Below are 21,015 nucleotides of genomic sequence, written 5' to 3'. Positions count from 1 at the left end.
ATCAGACCCGCTTCCTGTCGTAGTCAGCCCGCTGGCCGGTCCCGTACCGGCGCAGCGCTCCTTCGGGACCAGCGGCGTTCGGCCGCTGGAAGATCCAGTTCTGCCAGGCGGTCAGCCGGCCGAAGACCTTGGTTTCCGGGGTCTCCTGCCCGGCGAAGCGCAGGTTGGCCTCCATGCCGGTCAGCGCGTCGGGGGAGAAGCTGGCCCGCTCCTCGAGGAGCAGGCGGACCTCGTCCTCCCAGTCGATGTCGTCCGGCGTGCCCGTCACCAGGCCGAGCTCGAGGGCGTCGGCGGCGAGCAGGTCACGGCCGACGGCGGCCTCGGCTGCGGCCAGCTCCGCGGCAGAGCCCAGGAAACGCACCTGGAGCCGGGTGAGGTCGTTGCCCATCGGCAGCAGTCCGGTGTTGAACTCGTCGAGCCGGAGGACCGCCGGGGGCTTGGGCTCGTCGTCGTCCTCGAACTGCCCCTCGAGCATGAACGAGCGGTCGGCGGCGAAGGCGATCTCGGCGAGCGCACCGGCGAAGCAGCTGCCCGGCTCGATCAGCGCGAACAGGCTGCGGGACGTGGTGTCCAGCCGCTTGACGGTGCGCTTGAAGAAGCCGATGAGCTCGTTGACCAGCCAGTCATCACGGTGGTCCAGCAGGAACTGGTCCATCGCGATGGCGGTCTCGACGTCGCCCTCGGTGCGCAGCAGCCAGGTGCCCAGACCGAGCTCGTTCGTGCGGAGCCGGAGGATCGCGTCGTCGAGCTCGCGGGTGGCGGCCAGCAGCCAGCCCTGGTCGCCCTGCTCGTGCAGCTCCTCGATGGAGGAGGGGACGCCGGTGGGCCCGAGCACCGTGATGGTCGCGGTGCCGGCCGCCCGGTCGAGCACCACGCGCACGTGCTGGTAGCGGGTGGTGTCGCCGTCCACCTCGCGCTGCAGCGGGGTGAGGGCCACGCCGCGGGCGCCGGCCCCCGGACGCGAGGAGGTCGCGGCGGCCGCCGTTGCCCGGCTGGCGATCTCCGCCGGGAAGTCGCTGGCCTTGCTGACGGCGTCGACGAGGCGCCACTGGACGGCGCGGTCACCGCGGACGCCCTCGGCGGTGGTGGAGAAGATGTCGGCCAGGTCGCGCCGGACGCCGCGCTTGTCCACCACCCGGGTCAGACCGCCGGTGCCGGGCAGCACACCCAGCAGGGGCACCTCGGGCAGCGAGACGGCCGAGGAGCTGTCGTCGATGAGGACGATCTCCTCGCACGCCAGCGCCAGCTCGTAGCCGCCACCGGCGGCCGTGCCGTTCACCGCGGCGATGAAGGGCAGGCCGGAGTTCGCGGTCGCGTCCTCGATGCCGTTGCGGGTCTCGTTGGTGAACTTGCAGAAGTTCACCTTCCAGCTGTGCGAGGAGGCCGCCAGCATCTTGATGTTGGCGCCGGCGCAGAACATCCGGTCCTTGCCGCTGGTCACCACGACGGCCTTGACCTCGGGGTGCTCGAAGCGGAGCCGCTGCACCGCGTCGTGGAGCTCGATGTCCACGCCGAGGTCGTAGCTGTTCATCTTCAGCTCGTAGCCCGGGACGATCCCGCCGTCCTCGGCCACGTTGAGCAGCAGTGTCGCGATCTCGCCGTCGACCGACAGGGACCAGTGCTTGTAGGCCTCAGGCGACGTGTCGAAGGAGACGGTCGGGGCCGGCTGGGGTGCAGCCGCGGCAGCCTCCGTTCCGGCGTCGGCCTGACGGGCGTCTTCGAGAGTGGTCACGCTGCCTCCAGGGCTTGCTGTGCGAGGGGGTCCCGCGGGCTTCCGATCCCATCCTGACGTGCTACAGACGGAAGTGCAACCCGTCGGCCGAGTGTAGACATGTGGCGTAGCTCCCATCTTCCTCGCTCCATCGTGGATCTGCGACGCTGAGGCGGGTACGGGCCGACCTACCGAGAGGAACCGACATGGTGACGGCGGAAACGGGAACGACTCGATTGAACTGGGTGAAGGAGCCCGATCCCCGCTGGGATGCCGCCCGGGAACGAGTCTTCAGCACCGTTCCGGAGGGAGTCTTCCGGGCTGAGACCCGGCACCCCGGCGATCGGCTGTCCGGGGACTGGTGGCGGGTCGAAGGTCCCGACGGGGTCGTCGGGTACGGCTGGCTGGACGACGTGTGGGGGGACGCGGAGATCCTGCTCGCCATCGACGCCGACGCCCGGGGAACCGGTGCCGGGGCCTTCACCCTCGCCCGGCTGGAGGAGGAGGCCGCCGCGCGCGGACTCAACTACGTCGTCAATGTGGTGCGCGACACACATCCGGAGCGTGATGCGGTGACGGCGTGGTTCTGCGCCCGGGGCTTCGCCGATACCGAGGACGGGCGGTTGCGCAAGCAGGTGGGGGACCGGACCAGGGACATCGGGCAGCACCAGGGCGGCCGTCCCGGAACCGGTCGAGCTGCCGAGCCCGACGAGGGACGGCGCTCGCGGTACGTGGCCGAACGGGACCGGGCAGCGGTCCGACCGCGGTCGGTGGACGCCGACGTGGAGAGCGAACCGCTCGGACCGGGCGCCGAGGACCAGGGCGGCTACGTGGACCAGGAGCAGCACCGGTTCTGAGACGCGCATCCGGCGGCCGGCTCCCAGGGAGCCGGCCGCCGGATGCGGATGGGTCGGGAGGCGCGGTTCGGTCAGGCGACGCCGAGAAGCGCGTGCGCGATCGAGCTGTCGCGGCGGAACTCCAACGTGGGGGAGCGGTGCACCACCCGCCCCTTGTCCATCACCGCGATCTCGTCGGCCACCGCGAAGGCCAGGTGGAGGTCCTGCTCGACCACCACGAGCGTGACGCCCTCCTGCTTCATGCCGGCGATCACCTCACCGATCGAGTCGACCACCGCCGGGGCCAGCCCGTCGGAGGGCTCGTCCATCAGCACCAGCCGCGGATTGGTCAGCAGGGCCCGCGCGATGGCCAGCATCTGCTGCTCGCCGCCGGAGAGCTGACCGGCCTGGTGCCGGTCCCGCTCGCCCAGCCGGGGCAGCAGCTCGATCACCCGGGCGGTGTCCCACGGCCCCCGCCCGCGTCCCCGGCGCGCGGCCAGGGCCAGGTGCTCGGCGACGGTGAGCGGCGCCCACACCCGGCGGCCCTGCGGGACCAGCGCCACGCCGGCGCGGGCGATCACGTCGGGCCGGCGACCGGCCAGATCCGCGCCCTCGAGCCGCACACTGCCCGCCGACGGTGTCACCAGCCCCATCAGCGTGTTGATCAACGTGGTTTTGCCGACTCCGTTGCGGCCCAGCAGGCCGAGCACCTGCCCCGCCGCGAGGTCGAGGTCGACCCCCTGCAGCACCGTGCTCCGCTTGTACCCGGACTCCAGTCCGCGGACCTCCAGCACTCAGCTCACCTCCATCTGGGTCGATCCCGGGTGGTCGAGGAAGAGCGCTTCGCGTCCGGTGCCGAGGTAGGCCTCCTGGACCGCCGCGCTGGCCCGCACCTCGTCGGGGCTGCCGGTGAGCAGCACCTGCCCGAGGTGGAGCACGGTCACCGACGTGGCCAAAGCGAAGACGACGTCGAGGTCGTGCTCGACGATGACCAGCGTCACCGACGCGGGCAGCGACTGGAGCAGGCCGACCAACCGTGAGCTCTCCGCCGGCGACATGCCCGCCGCGGGTTCGTCGAGCAGCAGCAGCTTCGGCTCGCACGCCAGCGCGATGGCCACCTCCAGCTGACGCCGCTCGCCGTGGGACAGCGCAGCGACGGGGGTGTCGGCCCGCGCCTCCAGGCCCACGTCCACCAGCAGGCCGCGCACCCGGTCCCGGGCGGCGGCCTGCCGCCGCGGCAGGAGCGAGCGACGGCTGCGGTGCTGGCGCTGCGCGGCGAGCAGCACGTTGTCCTGCACGCTCTGGGACAGGAACAGGCTCGAGTGCTGCAGCGTCTGGCTGACACCCCGCCGCGCCCGCTGGTGCTCGGGCAGCTGGGTGATGTCCGTGCCGTCCAGCGTGACCGTGCCGGCCGAGACCGGCATCGAGCCGGTGACCAGCTTGAACAGGGTGCTCTTGCCGGCGCCGTTGGGCCCGATGAGCGCGTGCCGCGCACCGGCCGGGACGTCGATCGAGACGTCGTCCACGGCCCGGAGGGCGCCGTAGTGCCGGCTCACGCCGGACAGGGACAGCAGGGTGGTGCTCATGCGGTGCCTCCCGTTGAGCGCCGGCGACCGGGAACCAGGCCGGCGAGACCGGCGAAGCCGCGGGGCAGCACGTACACCGCGACGACGAACACGACCCCGAGCAGGAGCGGACCGTGCCCGTCCAGCTGGGGCCCGAAGGTGTCCCGCACGAGCACGACGACGGCCGCGCCCAGCACCGGGCCCCACAGCGTCCCGGCGCCGCCCAGGACCACCGCGAGGAGGATCAGCGCACTGGTGGTGAAGCCGGCGTCGCTCGGGTTGACGATGCGTACCAGGGCGGCGAAGAGGCCACCGGCCAGCCCGGCGAACCCGCCCGCGACGACGAACGCCAGGTACTTGTAGCGGAACGGCGAGTAGCCCAGCGACCGCATGCGGGGCTCGTTGTCGCGGATGCCGCGCAACGTGGCACCGAACGGGGAGCGCGCGACCAGCCAGAGCCCGAGGAAGCCGAGCACCGCCACGGCCAGCACGTACCAGTAGACGTAGCCGGCCAGGGTCAGCGGCTCGCCCCCGATCCGGACGCTCGGGATCCCGAACAGGCCGTTCGAGCCGCCGGTCACCGACGACAGGCTCTGCGCGAGCTGGTGCACCAGCTCACCGATGGCCAGCGTGAGCATCAGGAAGTACACCCCGCCGCTGCGCACCGCCAGCCAGCCGGTGGCCACCGCGGCCAGCGCCCCTACGGCTGCGGCCAGCAGGACCGGGACGGGGGCTGCGCTGGTCCAGTGGATCGACACCAGGCCGGCGGTGTAGGCGCCCACCCCGAAGTACGCGGCGTGCCCGAGGGAGGGCAGTCCGGTGATGCCGACGAGCAGGTCGAGGCTCACCGCGAACAGCGCGAAGATCAGGATCCGGGACAGCGTGTTCGCGGTGAACGGAGCGGCGAACAGCGGGGCCGATGCGAGCAGCACCAGCAGGACGAGCAGCGGGATGCCGCGCGTGGCCAGCCGGGCGGCCCGGGACGGGCCCGGCGCCGGGCCGGTCCTCGGGTCGGCGCCGACGCCGGAGGCGTCGGTCGAGCTGTCGGGGACCACGCTCATGAGTCCTCCTCGCTGGCGCTCGTCGGCCGCATTCGCGGCGCTGCTGTACCCCTGCGCGAACTCGTAAGCTCGCTCACGAGTGGGCCACCTTTCCGGCGAAGAGGCCCCGCGGCCGGATGATGAGCACCAGCGCGAGGGTCCCGAACAGGATGAAGGACGCCAGCTCGGGCAGCAGTGCCCGGCCCAGTGACTCGACCTGGCCGATGACCAGCGCGCCGATGAGGGCGCCCCGGACCGAGCCGAGGCCGCCGATGACGACGACGACGAGCGCGAGGATGAGGATCGTCTTGTCCAGGCCCGGCCGGGCACCGTAGACCGGGGCGCCGAGCACTCCGGCGACGGCGGCCAGCATCGAGCCGATCCCGAGGACGGCGAACTTGACCTTCCGGTTGTCGATGCCCATCGCCGAGACCATCTCCCGGTCGGCGACGCTGGCCCGCACGAGCGCGCCGATCGAGGTCCGCTCCACGACCAGCCAGACCACGAGGGCCAGCAGCAGCCCGACCGCGATGAGCATCAGCCGGTAGGTGGGATAGGTGCTGCCGGCGACCTGCACGCTGCCGTCCAGCCCGGGGGGGCCGGGCACCGAACGGACGTTGTTGCCGTAGATGATCGACAGGACCTCGGCGACGATCAGTGAGATGCCCAGCGTGAGCAGGGCCTGGTCGAGGATCGGCCGGCGCGCCAGTGGTTCGGTCATGCCCGAGAGCACCCCGCCGGCGAGCAGGCCGAACAGGGCGGCGACGGCCAGCGCGGCGAGGAAACCACCCCAGGAGACGCCGGCCACGAAGCTGACCGCCAGGTAGGAGCCGACGAGGAAGAAGGCGCCGTGCGCCAGGTTGAGCACGTCCATCATCCCGAAGACGATCGACAGGCCCACGGCGAGGATGAACAGCAACGAGCCGATGGCGAACCCGTTGAGGATGCTGACCAGGTTCGCGTCGAACCAGCCGGCCATGGAAGAACCTCCGCTCCGCATGGACCGGCGGCCGCGGTCGGGGTGCGAACACCCCGACCGCGGCCGCCGGTCAGCGCTGGACTAGGGCTGGGCGAACACGCCGAGGTCGGTGACCACGGTGTTGCGCAGGGTGCCGTCCACCTCGGCCACCTCGCGCAGGTACATGGTCTGCTCGGGCGTCTGGCCGTTGAACGTCCACGGCCCACGGGGGCTGTCGTCGATCTCGCCCACGGTCTCGAGAGCCTCGGCGATCGCCTGGCCACTGACCTCCTCGACTCCCTCCAGCGCACTGTCGAGCACGTTGGCGGCGTCGTAGGCCTGCACCGCGTACGTCGTCGGCAGCTCGCCGTAGGCCTCCTGGTAGGCGGCGACGAACTCGGTGTTGGCCGGGTTGTCGATCTCGGTGGAGTAGTGCAGCGACGTGCGCACCCCGACTGCGGACTCGCCCTGTGCGTCCAGGACGCTGCCCTCGGTCAGGAAGCCCGACCCGTACAGCGGGGTGCTGTCCTTGAGCCCGAAGGCGTCGTACTGCTGCACGAAGCTCACGGCCTCGCCGCCGGCGTAGAAGACGAAGACCGCCTCGGCGCCGGAGGACTGGACGTTGGACAGGAAGGGCTGGAAGTCCTGGGTGCTGCCGAAGGGGGTCAGCGTCTGGCCTGCCACGGTGCCGCCGGCGGCCTCGTAGGCCTCGGTGAAGCCCGCCACGACCTCCTGGCCGGCCGCGTAGTCCGGCGCCATGACGTAGACCGGGCCGACGCCCTCGGCGGCGAGGTGCTCACCCATCGCCGCGGCGACCTGCGCGTTGGTGAACGAGGTGCGCCACACGTAGGGGTTGCCCGCGTCCTTGGTGACGGCCTCGGCGCCGGCGTTGGCGACGATCAGCGGGATCTGGGCCTCGGCCACCTGCTCGGCCACCCCCAGCGCCGTGGCGGAGTTCACGATGCCCACCAGGGCGTCGACCTCCCCCTCGGTCAGCAGCCGCTGGACGGCCGGGACGCCGGTGTCGGGACTCTCGCCCTCGTCGGCGACGACGGTCTCGACCTCGTACCCGCCGAGCTGACCGTCGTGCTGGTCCAGGTAGAGATCCCAGCCCTGCTGCATGTCCTCGCCCAGCGGCGTGTACACGCCGGCCTGGGGGATGACCAGCCCGACGGTGACGGTGCCGCCGGCCTCGCCGCCACCTTCACCGCCGCCCTCGTCACCGCCGAGGCTGCCGCCGCCACCGCAGGCGGCGGTCAGGGTCAGGGCCAGCAGCCCGACGCCGAGTCGGGTTCCGTTCCGTCGGGACGATCCTTGTGCCATGGACACACACACTCCGAACATCTCGTGACGTGCTACATCGCACGTCCGTTGGCGACAAAGCCTGTAGTGCGCGATCCGCTGGTGTCAAGCCTCACAGGGCCTTCCGCGGCCGTTGTGGCCGAGTCGTGACCACCCCGTGGTGGGGCGTCGGCCCGGCAGCCGGGAACGCCACCACCGGAGGATGCCAGGATGGCGGGCGTGGAGGTCGTCGAAGGGCCGTTCGTGACGCGGCGTCAGGAGCTGGGCGCCGCGAGTGCGCGCAGCCTGCTGCTCACCGTGCTCGGTGAGTTCGTGCTGCCCAGTGGCCGGCCGGTGTGGACCGCGACGCTCATCGAACTGCTCGCCGACCTCGACGTCGCCGAGAAGGCCGCGCGCCAGGCGATCATGCGGACCGCTGACAGCGGCTGGATCGAGGGCAGCCGGGTGGGCCGGGAGACGCGCTGGGCGCTCACCGGCGCCGGCACCCGGCTGCTGCGGGCGGGCACCGACCGCATCTACGGCTTCGCCGCCGACGAACGGGCGTGGGACGGGCGCTGGCTGGTGATGACCGTCGGGGTGCCGGAGAACAAGCGGGCGCTGCGCCAGCGGCTGCGCACCCAGCTGGGTTGGGCCGGGCTGGGGTCGGTCAACGCCAGCACCTGGGTCACCCCACGGACGGGCCGCGAGCCGGAGGCGCACCGGGTGCTGGACGACCTCGGGCTGCTGGCCGGGAGCTGGTCCTTCCTGGCATCGGCCGGGCAGGTCGGGGACGAGCGGTCACTGGCCCGGAGCGCCTGGGACCTCGACGTCATCGAGCGCCGGTACGAGCACTTTCTCGACCTGGTGAGCCGTCGTCGGCCGCGGACCGACCGTCAGGCGCTGGTGGCCCAGGTGCGGCTGATCCAGGAGTGGCGGCGGTTCCCGCTGCTGGATCCCGGCCTGCCCCGGGAGCTGCTGCCCCCCCGGTGGAGCGGCAACCGGGCCGCGGAGGTGTTCCGGGAGCGGCACGCCAGCTGGGCTCCGCGAGCCCAGCTGGCGTGGGAGTCCGTCGCCCGGCAGGACTGACTCAGGCCGGCACGGCGTGCTCGGCCAGCCAGGCCCGTCCGGCGTCGGTGATGACCCGCATGTCCCGCTCGGCCTGCAGCAGGGACGGCTCCTGCCGGTAGAGGCGCGCCACCAGGTGGCTGTCGGAGGTGAGTTCCCGGGCGATGTGGTGCGCCTCCAGCTTGTGCATCCGGCCGCCCGGGGCCTCGGCGAAGCGCTGCAGCAGGGCGGCCTGCGCCGCCGCGGGGTCCAGCCGCGGGGTCCCGCCGGCCGACGCCGCGGGCGGGGCCTCGTCCAGCAGCGCCGTGATGGCCCGGGAGAAGGTGAGCACCAGGTCGCGGATCCGGTCGTCGCGTGAGCCCGTGGCGGCCTCGCCGCCCGATCCCTGCCAGGTGCGCTGCGGGTGCCGGCGGAGGTACTCCTGCTCCAGCTCCAGCATCCGCTCGGTGTGCGTGCGGAACTGCTCGGCGGTGCCGTGCAGGAACACCCAGTGGCGCATGGCGTGGGCGTGCACGCCCTGGCGTTCCAGCTCCTCGTCGGACAACTCGCGGGCGGGGATGCCCGGTCGGTCGCTCATCTGCCGCTCCCTCGTTCGGTGTCCGGCCGTACGTGACCGGGATCCCATCGTGCTGTGTGGGTCGTGCACTGTCATCTCCCGGGGTGCCGGCGGGTGGCGACCGTCACCAGGGCCGGGCCGGCAGGGGAGGCCGCCGGGTGGTCCCGGCGGCCTCCTGCAGCTCAGGCCTGGCCGGCGGCGGCCTTCTCCTGGGCGTACCTGTCGGATGCCGCCTGGATGGCTGCGCCGTTCTTGGCGTCCAGCTCGCTGTGCTTGCTGCGGGCCCACGCCTCGGCGGCGAGCAGCCGCCGCTGCGACGGCTGGAAGGCCGGGATGACGTGCCGGGCGAACAGCTCGAAGCTGCGCTGGGTGGCCTGCCAGTTCGCCCAGTCGTGCTGCAGCAGGATGTAGCAGCCGAACCCGCCGTCGGACTGGTCGACCAGCCGCTGGATCTGGGCGATCGCGTCATCGGGCGTGCCCACCACGCCCCACCCGCTCTCGTCGATCCAGGCCAGCCGCTCGTCGAAGGTGTCCCCGGGGATGCGGACCGGCGGCAGGGCCAGCGTCTTCTGCGTGTAGTCGGCGAACGCGTCGAACCCGTAGCGGATGTCCTCGACGGCCTGCTCCCGGGTCTCGGCGATGTGCATCGGGCCCATCAACCGCCAGCGGGACCGGTCCGGAGTCCGGCCGGCCGCGGCCGCCTCGGCCTCCAGCACGTTCCAGTGGTGACCGAGGACGTCGAACCCCTCCTTGGTGGTGGCACCGACCGAGAGCATCCCGAGCCCGTACTTCCCCGCCAGGGTCGGGCCGGTGGGCGAGGCGGTCGCGGCGACCGCCAGCTCGAAGCACGGGTCCTGGAAAGGAGCCAGCTGGCAGCGGGCGTCGACCAGCTCGTACCGGTCGGTCTTCACCGACACCGGCTCCTCGCTGAGCAGCAGGCGCAGCAGGACGTCGAGGTCCTCGGCCAGCGCCGGGCGCAGCTGCGCCGGCTCCAGGCCGATCATCGCGGCGTCGGTGGGCAGCGAGCCCGGGCCCACCCCGAGCATGAGCCGGCCGCGGAGCAGGTGGTCGACCAGGATCGCGCGGTCGGCCACCCACAACGGGTTGTGGTACGGGATGGAGACCACGCCGGTGCCCAACTTGATGTCCCGGGTGATCGCGCCGACGTGCGCGATGAAGGTGAGCGGGTCGGCGATGATCTCCGTCGCGGCCGAGTGGTGCTCGCCGATCCAGGCCTCGTCGAAGCCCAGCCGGTCCAGCAGCTGGATGGTCTCGACGTTGCGCTGCAGCGAGGTCGTCGGGTTCTGGGTGGGCGGGCTGTTGAACGGCGGCATGAAGATGCCGAAGCGCATCTTGGACACGGGAACTCCTCGGGTGCGTCGGTGGACCGGGGAACGCGGCCGGGCCCGGCTGGGGCCCGCGGGTGCGGTAGGCCGAGTATGCGGTGGGTCACGGGAACTCCGCTGTTCGGTCGCCGCCGGCGCGGCACACATTGCGATCTGCGGACGACACGCTCGGGGAGGCGGTGACGATGTCGCCCTGACCAGGTGGGTGCCCGATCACTGCGGGACGCTGGTGGAAGGCAACCGATGGAGGTCCGTCATGTTCAGTGCCCGTTCACTCCGCCGGCTCCCGCTGGTGCTGGCCGGTGTCATGGCCGTGGCGGTCGGCCTGGTGTCACCGGCCGCCGCGGCCACTCCCTACTGCGGGATCTGGTGGGGGTCCCTGCCCGAGGTCGAGCCCGGCGGCCCGGTGCCGGAAGGCGCCGTCGTCGACGTGCGGACCGGACAGCACGACTGCTTCGACCGGCTGGTGGTGGACCTCTCCGGAGCCACCGACGCCTACGACGCGCGGTACGTTCCGCGGCTGACCGCGCAGGGATCCGGCGAGCCGGTCCCGCTGCGCGGCGGCGCGGTGCTCCGGCTCATCGTGCAGGCACCGGCGTACGACGACGCCCGCCGGCCGACCTTCCTGCCGTCCGACCCCGCCGAGGTCGTCGACGTCAGCGGCCACCGCACCCTGCAGCAGGTCGCCTGGGCCGGCTCCTTCGAGGGGCAGACATCCCTCGGCCTCGGCACGCGGGCGCGGTTGCCGTTCCGGGTGTTCGTGCTGTCCGGGAACGCCGACTCGTCCGAGGGCGCGCGGCTGGTCGTCGACGTCGCCCACGAGTGGTGACGTTCCGGCGCTGATCCGGTTCGCCGTACCGTCCTGATCCCGGGCGGGCGGCTGCCCACGCCGGTCGGTGATTCGACCGTTATCCCCAACACTGCGTCGACATATCAAGTGGTCGCCCGGCGAGAAGGAGCCCGCCACCCGGCCGACACCGCACGAGCCGCAACACAGGGACCGCCGGTCCCGGGCACTAACCTGGCTGGCGGTGGACGGCGAGGCGGAGGATCGGTGACGGCGACGGACGGTCGGGCAGATGGGCAGCCCGGCGGCGGGGCCGATGGACGGCGTCCGGGAGCAGTCGCGTCCCGCGACGACCTGGGCGACCGGGTGGCCACGCTGCCCAACGCGCTGTCGCTGCTACGGCTGCTGGGCGTGCCGCTGTTCCTCTGGCTCCTGCTCGGGCCGGAGGCCGACGGCTGGGCGGTCATCGTGCTGATGATCTCGGGGTTCACCGACTGGGCCGACGGGAAGCTGGCCCGCGCCTGGGGCCAGGAGAGCAAGCTGGGCGCGCTGCTGGACCCCGCCGCCGACCGGCTGTACATCATCGCCACGCTGGTCGCCTTCGTGCTGCGCGACGTCGTCCCGCTGTGGGTGGTCGCCGTCCTGGTCGGTCGGGAACTCGTCCTCGGCATCGTGCTCCTGCTCCTGCGCCGGGCCGGCTGGCCACCGCTGCAGGTCCACTACCTCGGCAAGGCGGCCACCTTCCTGCTGCTGTACGCCTTTCCGCTGCTGCTCCTGGCCGACGGTGACGGGCCGCTGGCCAGCATCGCCCGGCCGTTCGCCTACGCCCTCACCGCGTGGGGCGGCGCGTTGTACCTGCTGGCCGGGGTGCTCTACGTCGTCCAGGCGGTCGGACTGCTCCGCGGCGAGCGGTTCGCCGGCGGGCGGCCGTGAGCGGGGACACGGGCAGTCCGGTGCCGGGGCGGCAACGCTCGCTGGGCGCCTCGCTGCTCGACCAGGTCCTGGCCGAGACCCTCGACCCGGCCTACGAGCGGGCGGCCGCCGACCGCCGGGCGCGGGCCGCGGCCACCGGCGGCACCGGCGAGATCCGCAGCCGCCGCGCCAGCAGCCTGCTCGTCGCGGCCACCCTGGTCGTCGCCGGCCTCCTGGCCGCGGTGGCCTACCGGGAGGCCGCGGAGGGTGCGCAGGGCCGCGAGCAGGTCCGGGAGGCCCTGATCGAGGACATCCGGACGCAGTCGGCGACCACCGACGACCTCGCCGAGCAGCTGGACGAGCTCATCGTCGAGGTGACCCGCACCCGGGAGGCCGCGCTGGACGCCACCGCCATCGGGCAGAACGCGCTGACCCGGCTCGCCGCCGCGCAACAGGGGGCCGGGGTCGTCGCGGTCACCGGCCCCGGGCTGCGGGTCACCCTGGGCAACGCCGCGGCCGATGCCGACTCCGACCCGGTCGGCGGCTCCCCGGAGATCGCGCTGGCCGGCCTGGTGCAGGACAGCGACCTCCAGCTCGTGGTCAACGCGCTGTGGTCGGCGGGGGCCGAGGCGATCGGCATCAACGGCCAGCGGCTGGGGCCCACGACCGCGATCCGGCAGGCCGGCGGGGCGATCCTGGTCGACTTCCGGCCGGTCGCCAGCCCGTACCAGGTCTCGGCCATCGGCGACCCCGACGAGCTGGCCAACGGCTTCCTGAGCTCGCCCGAGGCGACGTACGTCGCCGGCCTGGAGAGGGACTACGGTCTGACGTTCGAGTTCGCCCGATCCGACGAGTTGTCCCTCCCGGCGGGCAGGGGTGCCGAGCTGCGGTTCGCGCGGCCGCTGGAACGGTCGGCCGACGCCGGCTCCACCCCGACACCCACCAACGGAGGCTGATGCATGATCCCCATCCTCGGCCTCGCCGTCGGTGTCGTGCTCGGCCTGATCCTCGATCCCAGCGTCCCGCTCTGGCTGCAGCCCTACCTCCCCATCGCGGTGGTGGCCGCGCTGGACGCCGTCTTCGGCGGCGTCCGGGCCCGGTTCGACGGCATCTTCGACGCCAAGGTGTTCGTCGTCTCCTTCGTCTCCAACGTCGTCGTCGCCGCGCTGATCGTCTTCCTCGGTGACCAGCTGGGCGTCGGCGCCCAGCTGTCCACTGCCGTGGTGGTGGTGCTGGGCATCCGCATCTTCGGCAACGCCGCGGCCATCCGACGGCACCTGTTCCGCGCATGACCACGCCGTCGAGCGGTGACCCGGGCGACGGGACGCCGGACGAGGTGCGTCCGGCGCAGGAGAGTGTGCGTCCCGAGCCGGCGACCGCCGACGACGGGCCCGCTGCCCCGGCGCCCCGCCGGAAGCAGCGCGGTGATCTGCTGGCCGCCGCCCTCATCGGCGTGCTCGCCCTGCTGCTCGGCTTCGCCTTCGCCGTCCAGGTGCGCACCACCGACGACGGCCAGGCCCTGGCCGGGGCCCGCGAGGAGGACCTCGTCCGGATCCTCGACGACCTCACCGGCCGGGAGGACCGGCTGCGGCAGCAGATCGCCGAGCAGCGCAGCGCCCTCGCTCAGCTCGGCAGCTCCGACAGCCAGGCCGAAGCCGCCCTGGCCGAGGCCCGGGAGCGGTCCCAGGCCCTGGGCATCCTCAACGGAACCCTGCCGGCGCAGGGGCCGGGGCTGGAGATGACCATCCGCGACCCGATGGACCGGGTGCCCGCAGCCGTCCTGCTCGACGCCATCCAGGAGCTGCGGGGCGCCGGGGCGGAGACCATGCAGATCGACGACGTCCGGGTGGGGGTGAGCACCGCGGTCACCGGCAGCCCCGGCGACCTCGCGCTCGACGGCCAGCCGGTGGAGGCGCCCTACGTCTTCCAGGTGATCGGCTCTCCGCAGGACATGGCCACGGCGATGAACATCCCCAACGGCGTCGTCGACAAGGTCCGGCTCCGCGACGGCACCGTCGACCTGGTCCAGAGCGACCTGGTCGTCGTCGACGCGTTGCGGCAGCTGGACATGCCTCAATACGCTGAGCCGGCCGACGGCGACTGACGAAGGATCGGTGCTCCCCAGCCCTCGCTCCGCCCGGACCGGGCCCCTGCACCGAGGCCCATGAACGCACCCACCCCTGCCCCCGCTCACCCTGGAGCCCGCATGGCCACGCCCGAGGACCGCCGCTACACCGAGCAGCACGAGTGGGCGCAGGTCCAGGGCTCCACGGGTGAGGCGACCGTCGTGCGGATGGGCCTCACCGACCACGCCCAGGACGCGCTGGGTGACATCGTGTTCGTCCAGTTGCCCGACGTCGGCGAGGAGGTCGTCGTGGGCACCCCGATCGGCGAGGTCGAGTCGACCAAGTCGGTCTCGGACGTCTACGCCCCCGTCGCCGGCGTCGTCACCGCTCGCAACGAGGCGCTCGAGGCCCAGCCGGAGACGGTGAACTCCGATCCCTACGGCGCGGGCTGGCTGATCGAGATCAGGGTGAGCGGCGGCGGCGAGGACCCCACCGCCGCGTTGCTCGACGCGGCCGGTTACCAGGCCGTCGTGGACGCTTCCTGACCGACCTCCCGCGATCGCGGGAGGAACCCCGGTCACTATGATCGTCACGACGTCCGAGGCGCGACCGGGGCACCCCATCCGCACCCCGGACGTTCGGTTGACCCTCGGGCCGACCGACTGGTTCCATGACCCCGGCCCGCCGCAACCCCGCGGTGGCCGACCTGCGACGGGCCGCCCGGCCCGTCGTCCGCCGGCCGACGCGGCCGCACCACAAGCCCGCGGCGGTGCCGCTGCACCGGAGGAGACAGACGTGCACTGCACTCGATGTGGCCACCAGAACCCCGAGGGCAGTCGCTTCTGCGCGCAGTGCGGGGCGGCTCTGAGCCCGGAGCGCGTCGGTGAGTCCACCAGCGTGATCCCCAAGGTCGGCGGCGAGGACTCCGGCGAGGTCGCCGAGGTCTCCGAGTCGGCGGCCGACGTGCACGCCGGCGCCGTGGAGTCGCTGCCGGCGGGGTCGGCCCTGCTGGTGGTCAAGCGTGGCCCCAACGCGGGTAGCCGCTTCCTGCTCGACCAGGACGTCACCACCGCGGGCCGGCACCCCGACAGCGACATCTTCCTCGACGACGTGACGGTCAGCCGCCGGCACGTGGAGTTCCACCGCGAGGGCGGTGGCTTCACCGTGCACGACGTCGGCAGCCTGAACGGCACCTACGTCAACCGCGAGCCGGTCGACGTGGCCTCCCTCGCCGGCGGTGACGAGGTCCAGATCGGCAAGTTCCGGCTGGTGTACCTGACCGGCCCGCGCACCGGCGAGTCCGCCGGGGCCTGACGCGGTCGCAGTGGCGTCGGCGACCGGGGAGCGGAACGAAGCGGGAAGTGAGAGATGAACGCGGTGCCCCAGCCCAGCGGGAGCGCTGACCGGGACACCACCCACGGCACCGCACCGCGGCTCACCATCGGGGAGGTCCTCGGCGCCCTGCGCGACGAGTTCCCCGACGTCACCATCAGCAAGATCCGCTACCTGGAGGCGGAGGACCTCGTCCACCCCCAGCGGACGCCGTCGGGGTACCGCAAGTTCGCCGACGCCGACGTCGCCCGGCTGCGGTACGTGCTGTCCGCCCAGCGCGATCAGTACCTGCCGTTGCGGGTGATCAAGGAGCACCTCGACGCCCGTGACCGGGGGGAGCCGGTGCCGGGCGTCGGGCCCGAGGGCGGCGGCGCCGTCGCGGACCCGGGACCGGTGGGCCTCACCGTCACCCTCGGCGGCTCGCCGGCCGGCCGGCCCGCCCCGGCGGCCCTGTCGGCCGAGGAGTTCGCCCGCGCGGCCGGGCTGGACGACGCCCAGCTCGCCGACTGCGTGCAGTTCGGGCTCGTCGGCCAGGACGACCGCGGCCGCCACCCGGCCAGCGACCTCCCGGTGGCCCGGGCGGCCGCCGGGCTGGCGCGGCACGGCATCGAGCCCCGGCACCTGCGGGTCTACCGCACTGCCGCCGAACGCGAGGCCGGCCTGCTGGAGCAGCTGGTGTCACCGCTCCTGCGGGCCCGCCCGGAGGAGGCGCGCGCCCGGGCGGCCGAGCAGTTGCAGGAGCTGGCCGAGCTGTCGGTGCAGTTGCACACCGCCCTGCTGGAAGCCCGACTGCGGGACGTCCTGGGCAGCTGACCCTGGCGTAACCTCGGGGTGACAGGCACGGGGGAGCGACCCGACGTCCCCGGACGGCGGACGCGCCACCGACCGCCCCGACCAGACCAGCCGAGACCGCACTGCACCGTCTGTCCGCAGACGTGCCACACAGCGGAGGGAGCCAGCCGTGCAGGAGCTCAGAGTCGTCGGCGTCCGGGTCGAGTTGCCCGGCAACCAGCCCATCCTGCTGCTCAAGGAGACCCAGGGGGAGCGCTACCTGCCGATCTGGATCGGCGCGGTCGAGGCCGCCGCCATCGCCTTCGAGCAGCAGGGGGTCCGGCCGGCCCGGCCGATGACCCACGACCTGCTGCGCGAGGTGGTGCACGCCCTGGGCGCCAGCCTCGAGGCGGTCAACATCACCGAGATGCGGGACGGCATCTACATCGCCGAGCTCGTGTTCGGCGACGAGCGCACGGTGAGCGCCCGCCCGTCGGACGCGGTGGCGCTGGCCGTGCGGACCGGGGCGCCGATCTACGGGGCCGAGGCCCTGCTCGACGAGGTCGGGATCGAGATCCCCGACGAGCAGGAGGACGAGGTGGAGAAGTTCCGCGAGTTCCTGGACAACATCAGCCCCGAGGACTTCGGCGCCGGCTCCGGGTCCGGCGGCAGCGGCCCCACCTGACGAAGGGGCCCCACGGCCCCCGGCCCGCTCCAGAGGCCGGGCCGAGCTTCCCCTCACGTGGGGACCCTGCAGAGGGGCCGGAGGTGTTCTCCCACTCGGGAGGGGTGAGTGGGGCGACACGCCCCCCGCCGCGGTTGACCGGCTCCCGGCCCCGGCCTACGGTCAGCGAATCACGCCCGTGTGACTCCTTGGTCGCCCGGGCTGACCGTTCCCGGACTCGGTGGCGGGGTGGGACACGAGGAGGCGCCGACGTGAGCGAGCCTGCGAGCGAGCGCATGGGTACAGCAGCAGCGCGAGCGCGGTCGACGAGCGCCGGCGAGGAGAGCTCGTGACCGACCAGGGCAACGGTGCGCAGGGGCAGCTGTTCTCCGACCGGGCCGTGGGCGCGCCCGCCTACGACGAGGTCGACAACGACGCCGTCGGGTACCGCGGCCCGACCGCCTGTTCGGCCGCCGGCATCACCTACCGCCAGCTCGACTACTGGGCGCGCACCGGTCTGGTCGCCCCGTCGGTGCGCACGGCGACCGGCTCGGGCACGCAGCGGCTGTACTCCTTCCGCGACATCCTGGTGCTCAAGGTCGTCAAGCGGCTGCTCGACACCGGGGTCTCGCTGCAGAACATCCGCAAGGCCGTCGACCACCTGCGCCAGCGCGGCGTGCGTGAGCTCGCGAACCTCACGCTGCTGTCCGACGGCGCCACGGTCTACGAGTGCACGTCTGCCGAGGAGGTCGTCGACCTGCTCGCCGGCGGCCAGGGCGTGTTCGGCATCGCCGTCTCCGGTGCGCTGCGCGAGCTCTCCGGCGAGCTCGCCGAGCTCCCGGCCGAACGGCTGGACGGCAGCGGCCAGCAGGTGGACGACGAGCTCACCGCCCGCCGCCGGCGTCGCGCCGCCTCCGCGTAGTAGCCCCGTCCAGAAAGCGCCAGGCACTGTCGTGCCGAGTGGGCCCCGGAGGGGTCCGCGCAGGCGCGACGCAGCGGCTCCGCGGGCATGGGGACGGCACTTGATCGCGGTGTCGGCCGGAAGGCCGACGTTGTTGTAGCGTCGATGCAATGGTCGACCAGTCGTCTGGGTCGGATGCGGCGGCGGTCCCGCCCCTGACCGGACCGCTCCCGTCTCTGTCCGCTCTCTCTCCCAGCGGCTCGTTCGCCGCCCGGCACATCGGGCCCCGCCCGGACGAGACGGCGGCCATGCTCGGCGCCGTCGGGTACCCCTCGCTGGGCGCCCTCGCCGACGCGTGCGTCCCCGAGGGCGTGCGCGACCGCACCGCGCTCGACCTGCCCGCGGCCCGGGACGAGGCCACGGTGCTGCGCGACCTGCAGGACCGCGCCCGGGACAACGAGGTGTTCGCCTCGATGATCGGCCTGGGCTACTCGGGCACCGTCACCCCCGCGGTGATCCAGCGGAACATCCTGGAGAACCCGGCCTGGTACACCGCCTACACGCCCTACCAGCCCGAGATCAGCCAGGGCCGGCTCGAGGCGCTGATCAACTTCCAGACGATGGTCGCCGACCTCACCGGCCTGCCGGTCGCCGGCGCGTCCATGCTCGACGAGGCCACCGCCGCCGCCGAGGCGATGACCCTGGTGCGCCGCGCCGGCCGTGCGAAGGCGGACACGGTGTTCGTCGTCGACGCCGACACGCTTCCGCAGACCCTCGCCGTCCTGGCGACGCGCGCCGAGCCGCTCGGCATCGCGCTGCACGTCACCGACCTGTCGGCCGGCTGGCCCACCGACCTGCCTCCGGCCGGCGCGTTCGGCGTCCTGCTGTCCTTCCCCGGCGCCAGCGGCGCGGTCCGCGACCACCGGGCGCTGGCCGCCGCCGCCCACGAGGCCGGCGCCGCCGTCGTGGTCGCCGCCGACCTGCTGGCGCTCACGCTGCTCGAGGCGCCGGGGGAGTGGGGCGCCGACGTCGCCTGCGGCACCACCCAGCGCTTCGGCGTCCCGATGGGCTTCGGCGGCCCGCACGCCGGCTACCTCTCGGTCCGCGAGGGCCTGGCGCGGCAGCTGCCCGGCCGGCTGGTCGGGGTGTCGGTCGACGCCGACGGCGACGTCGCCTACCGGCTGGCGCTGCAGACCCGCGAGCAGCACATCCGCCGCGAGAAGGCGACCAGCAACATCTGCACCGCCCAGGTGCTGCTGGCGGTCATGGCCGGCGCCTACGCGGTGTACCACGGCCCGGAGGGGCTGTCGGCCATCGCGGCACGGGTGCACCGGTCCGCCGGCGCCCTGGCCGGCTGGCTGCGCGCCGGCGGGGTCGACGTCGTGCACGGCTCGTTCTTCGACACCGTGCTCGCGTCGGTGCCCGGCCGGGCGGACGAGGTGGTGGCGGCGGCCGCCCGGCGGAGGGTCAACCTGCGGCGGGTCGACGCCGACACCGTCGCGATCTCCTGCGACGAGACCACGTCGGTGGACGCGCTGCGGCGGGTGGCCGAGGCCTTCGGCGTGCCGGCCGACAGCACCGAGGAGGGCAGGGCCCTGCTGGACGACGCCGGCCCCGACGCGCTGCCGGCCGACCTGCGCCGCCGCACCCCGTTCCTGACCCACCCGGTCTTCGCCACGCACCGCTCGGAGACCGCGATGCTGCGCTACCTGCGCAGGCTGTCGGACAAGGATCTCGCCCTGGACCGCACGATGATCCCGCTGGGCTCGTGCACGATGAAGCTCAACGCAGCGGTGGAGATGGCCGCCATCACCTGGCCCGAGTTCGCCGACCTGCATCCCTTCGCCCCCGCCGAGCAGACCCGCGGGTACGCGCGGCTGATCGACGAACTGTGCACCGGCCTGGCGGAGATCACCGGTTACGCCGCAGTGAGCGTGCAGCCCAACGCCGGGTCGCAGGGCGAGTTCGCCGGCCTGCTGGCCATCCGGGGCTACCACCGCTCGCGCGGGGACCTGCAGCGCGACGTCTGCCTCATCCCGTCCTCCGCGCACGGCACCAACGCCGCCAGCGCGGTCATGGCCGGCATGCGGGTGGTCGTGGTCGCCTGCGACGAGGCCGGCAACGTCGACCTCGCCGACCTGCGGGCGAAGGCCGGTCAGCACGCCGACCGGCTCGCCGCCATCATGATCACCTACCCGTCGACGCACGGGGTGTTCGAGACCGAGGTGCAGGAGATCTGCGCCGCGGTGCACGACGCCGGGGGGCAGGTCTACGTCGACGGCGCCAATCTCAACGCCCTCGTCGGGCTCGCCCGGCCCGGCCGGTTCGGCTCCGACGTCAGCCACCTCAACCTGCACAAGACGTTCTGCATCCCGCACGGCGGAGGCGGCCCCGGGGTGGGCCCGATCGGCGTCCGGGAGCACCTGGTGCCGTTCCTCCCCGGCCACCCGTTGGTCGACACCGGCGCGCAGGGGCCGACGGTGTCCGGCGCGCCCTGGGGATCCGCGGGGATCCTGCCGATCTCCTGGGCCTACCTGCGGCTGATGGGCCCGGACGGACTGCTGGCGGCCACCGAGCACGCGATCCTCGGCGCCAACTACCTCGCCGCCCGGCTGCGCGAGCACTACCCGGTGCTCTACAGCGGCGCCGACGGGCTGGTCGCCCACGAGTGCATCCTCGACATCCGGCCGCTCACCAAGGCCACCGGCGTCACCAACGACGACATCGCCAAGCGCCTCATCGACCTGGGGTTCCACGCCCCGACGATGAGCTTCCCGGTCGCCGGCACGCTGATGGTCGAGCCGACCGAGAGCGAGGACAAGGCCGAGCTCGACCGGTTCGTCGAGGCGATGGTGCACATCCGCGGCGAGATCGAGAAGGTTGCCACCGGCGAGTACGACCGCACCGACAACCCGCTGCGCAACGCCCCCCACACGCTGGCGATGGTGGCGGGGGAGTGGAACCGGCCCTACCCCCGGGAGACGGCGGTGTACCCGGTGCCCGGGCTGGCCGGCCGCGGCTACCTCGCCCCGGTACGCCGGATCGACGGGGCCTACGGCGACCGCAACCTGGTCTGCTCCTGCCCACCGCCGGAGGCCTTCGAGGAACCGCACGCCGGACACCAGCCGGTCGCCACGGAGCCCGACCGGTCGACCGGGTCCCCGGACGACATGGGCACGACGGCGGACGTGGTCGGCTCCCGGGCGTAGCCGACGCCGGGGCCG

At 73.2% G+C, this 21,015-nt stretch carries 21 protein-coding genes; 13 read left to right on the top strand and 8 right to left on the bottom strand.

Annotation, left to right across the window (positions count from 1 at the left end; all coding sequences use genetic code 11):
- Position 1: 1 nt before the first annotated feature.
- Positions 2-1,732: a 2,3-epoxybenzoyl-CoA dihydrolase gene (boxC, locus tag ACYVG5_RS02305; protein ID WP_460682924.1), complete on the bottom strand. Its 1,731-nt coding sequence runs from the start codon at positions 1,730-1,732 to the stop codon at positions 2-4.
- A 185-nt stretch (positions 1,733-1,917) separates the two neighbouring features.
- On the opposite strand from boxC, the gene ACYVG5_RS02300 reads away from it, so the two are divergent.
- A complete protein-coding gene (locus ACYVG5_RS02300; protein WP_222048056.1) occupies positions 1,918-2,568 on the top strand; it encodes a GNAT family N-acetyltransferase in 651 nt (216 codons plus the stop codon).
- Positions 2,569-2,639: 71 nt separating this feature from the next.
- Here the strand turns inward: ACYVG5_RS02300 and ACYVG5_RS02295 are convergent, their stop codons facing one another.
- From ACYVG5_RS02295 to ACYVG5_RS02275, 5 genes are all read right to left on the bottom strand, one after another.
- Positions 2,640-3,341 (bottom strand): ABC transporter ATP-binding protein, encoded by a 702-nt coding sequence (locus tag ACYVG5_RS02295; RefSeq protein WP_222048053.1) that lies wholly within the window; start codon positions 3,339-3,341, stop codon positions 2,640-2,642.
- Positions 3,342-4,133, bottom strand: a complete 792-nt coding sequence (locus tag ACYVG5_RS02290) for an ABC transporter ATP-binding protein (protein WP_222048050.1) — start codon at positions 4,131-4,133, stop codon at positions 3,342-3,344.
- Positions 4,130-5,173 (bottom strand): branched-chain amino acid ABC transporter permease, encoded by a 1,044-nt coding sequence (locus tag ACYVG5_RS02285; RefSeq protein WP_222048047.1) that lies wholly within the window; start codon positions 5,171-5,173, stop codon positions 4,130-4,132. The genes ACYVG5_RS02290 and ACYVG5_RS02285 overlap by 4 nt, the downstream gene beginning before the upstream one ends.
- 73 nt (positions 5,174-5,246) lie before the next feature.
- Positions 5,247-6,131: a branched-chain amino acid ABC transporter permease gene (locus ACYVG5_RS02280; protein ID WP_222048044.1), complete on the bottom strand. Its 885-nt coding sequence runs from the start codon at positions 6,129-6,131 to the stop codon at positions 5,247-5,249.
- Between the two features lie 81 nt (positions 6,132-6,212).
- The gene (locus tag ACYVG5_RS02275) at positions 6,213-7,433 is read right to left on the bottom strand and encodes an ABC transporter substrate-binding protein (RefSeq protein ID WP_222048041.1); all 1,221 of its coding nucleotides are present in this window, start codon (positions 7,431-7,433) and stop codon (positions 6,213-6,215) included.
- 189 nt (positions 7,434-7,622) lie between these two features.
- Here ACYVG5_RS02275 and ACYVG5_RS02270 point away from each other — a divergent pair, with 189 nt between their 5' ends.
- Positions 7,623-8,477 (top strand): PaaX family transcriptional regulator, encoded by an 855-nt coding sequence (locus ACYVG5_RS02270; protein ID WP_246630095.1) that lies wholly within the window; start codon positions 7,623-7,625, stop codon positions 8,475-8,477.
- Position 8,478: 1 nt separating this feature from the next.
- Here the strand turns inward: ACYVG5_RS02270 and ACYVG5_RS02265 are convergent, their stop codons facing one another.
- Positions 8,479-9,033, bottom strand: coding sequence for a DUF6158 family protein (locus ACYVG5_RS02265; RefSeq protein ID WP_222048038.1), 555 nt, complete (start codon positions 9,031-9,033; stop codon positions 8,479-8,481).
- Between the two features lie 161 nt (positions 9,034-9,194).
- The gene (locus ACYVG5_RS02260; protein ID WP_246630151.1) at positions 9,195-10,364 is read right to left on the bottom strand and encodes an LLM class flavin-dependent oxidoreductase; all 1,170 of its coding nucleotides are present in this window, start codon (positions 10,362-10,364) and stop codon (positions 9,195-9,197) included.
- Between the two features lie 250 nt (positions 10,365-10,614).
- Between ACYVG5_RS02260 and ACYVG5_RS02255 the strand changes: the two genes are divergently transcribed.
- From ACYVG5_RS02255 to gcvP, 11 genes are all read left to right on the top strand, one after another.
- Entirely contained in the window at positions 10,615-11,187 is a 573-nt protein-coding gene (locus ACYVG5_RS02255) for an AMIN-like domain-containing (lipo)protein (protein ID WP_222048033.1), read from the top strand.
- Positions 11,188-11,412: 225 nt separating this feature from the next.
- Positions 11,413-12,078, top strand: a complete 666-nt coding sequence (locus ACYVG5_RS02250; RefSeq protein ID WP_222048031.1) for a CDP-alcohol phosphatidyltransferase family protein — start codon at positions 11,413-11,415, stop codon at positions 12,076-12,078.
- Positions 12,075-13,013 carry a DUF881 domain-containing protein gene (locus ACYVG5_RS02245; protein WP_222048028.1) on the top strand — a complete coding sequence of 313 codons (939 nt, stop codon included), beginning with the start codon at positions 12,075-12,077 and terminating at the stop codon, positions 13,011-13,013. The genes ACYVG5_RS02250 and ACYVG5_RS02245 overlap by 4 nt, the downstream gene beginning before the upstream one ends.
- A 3-nt stretch (positions 13,014-13,016) precedes the next feature.
- A complete protein-coding gene (locus ACYVG5_RS02240) occupies positions 13,017-13,349 on the top strand; it encodes a small basic family protein (RefSeq protein ID WP_222048025.1) in 333 nt (110 codons plus the stop codon).
- Positions 13,346-14,161, top strand: coding sequence for a DUF881 domain-containing protein (locus ACYVG5_RS02235; protein ID WP_222048022.1), 816 nt, complete (start codon positions 13,346-13,348; stop codon positions 14,159-14,161). The genes ACYVG5_RS02240 and ACYVG5_RS02235 overlap by 4 nt, the downstream gene beginning before the upstream one ends.
- Positions 14,162-14,263: 102 nt before the next feature.
- Positions 14,264-14,668 carry a glycine cleavage system protein GcvH gene (gene gcvH, locus ACYVG5_RS02230; RefSeq protein ID WP_222048019.1) on the top strand — a complete coding sequence of 135 codons (405 nt, stop codon included), beginning with the start codon at positions 14,264-14,266 and terminating at the stop codon, positions 14,666-14,668.
- Between the two features lie 250 nt (positions 14,669-14,918).
- Positions 14,919-15,437 carry an oxoglutarate dehydrogenase inhibitor Odhl gene (gene odhI, locus ACYVG5_RS02225; protein WP_222048256.1) on the top strand — a complete coding sequence of 173 codons (519 nt, stop codon included), beginning with the start codon at positions 14,919-14,921 and terminating at the stop codon, positions 15,435-15,437.
- Positions 15,438-15,491: 54 nt separating this feature from the next.
- Positions 15,492-16,268 carry a transcriptional regulator FtsR gene (ftsR, locus tag ACYVG5_RS02220; RefSeq protein ID WP_222048016.1) on the top strand — a complete coding sequence of 259 codons (777 nt, stop codon included), beginning with the start codon at positions 15,492-15,494 and terminating at the stop codon, positions 16,266-16,268.
- Positions 16,269-16,416: 148 nt separating this feature from the next.
- Positions 16,417-16,911, top strand: a complete 495-nt coding sequence (locus tag ACYVG5_RS02215; RefSeq protein WP_222048013.1) for a bifunctional nuclease family protein — start codon at positions 16,417-16,419, stop codon at positions 16,909-16,911.
- Positions 16,912-17,239: 328 nt separating this feature from the next.
- The gene (locus ACYVG5_RS02210; protein WP_222048011.1) at positions 17,240-17,812 is read left to right on the top strand and encodes a MerR family transcriptional regulator; all 573 of its coding nucleotides are present in this window, start codon (positions 17,240-17,242) and stop codon (positions 17,810-17,812) included.
- 149 nt (positions 17,813-17,961) lie between these two features.
- Positions 17,962-21,000 (top strand): aminomethyl-transferring glycine dehydrogenase, encoded by a 3,039-nt coding sequence (gene gcvP, locus ACYVG5_RS02205; RefSeq protein ID WP_222048008.1) that lies wholly within the window; start codon positions 17,962-17,964, stop codon positions 20,998-21,000.
- Positions 21,001-21,015 lie beyond the last annotated feature (15 nt).

This window comes from Modestobacter lapidis (assembly GCF_054780755.1).
Note: the sequence above shows the minus strand (reverse complement) of the source record. Positions and strands in the feature narration are given on the sequence as shown.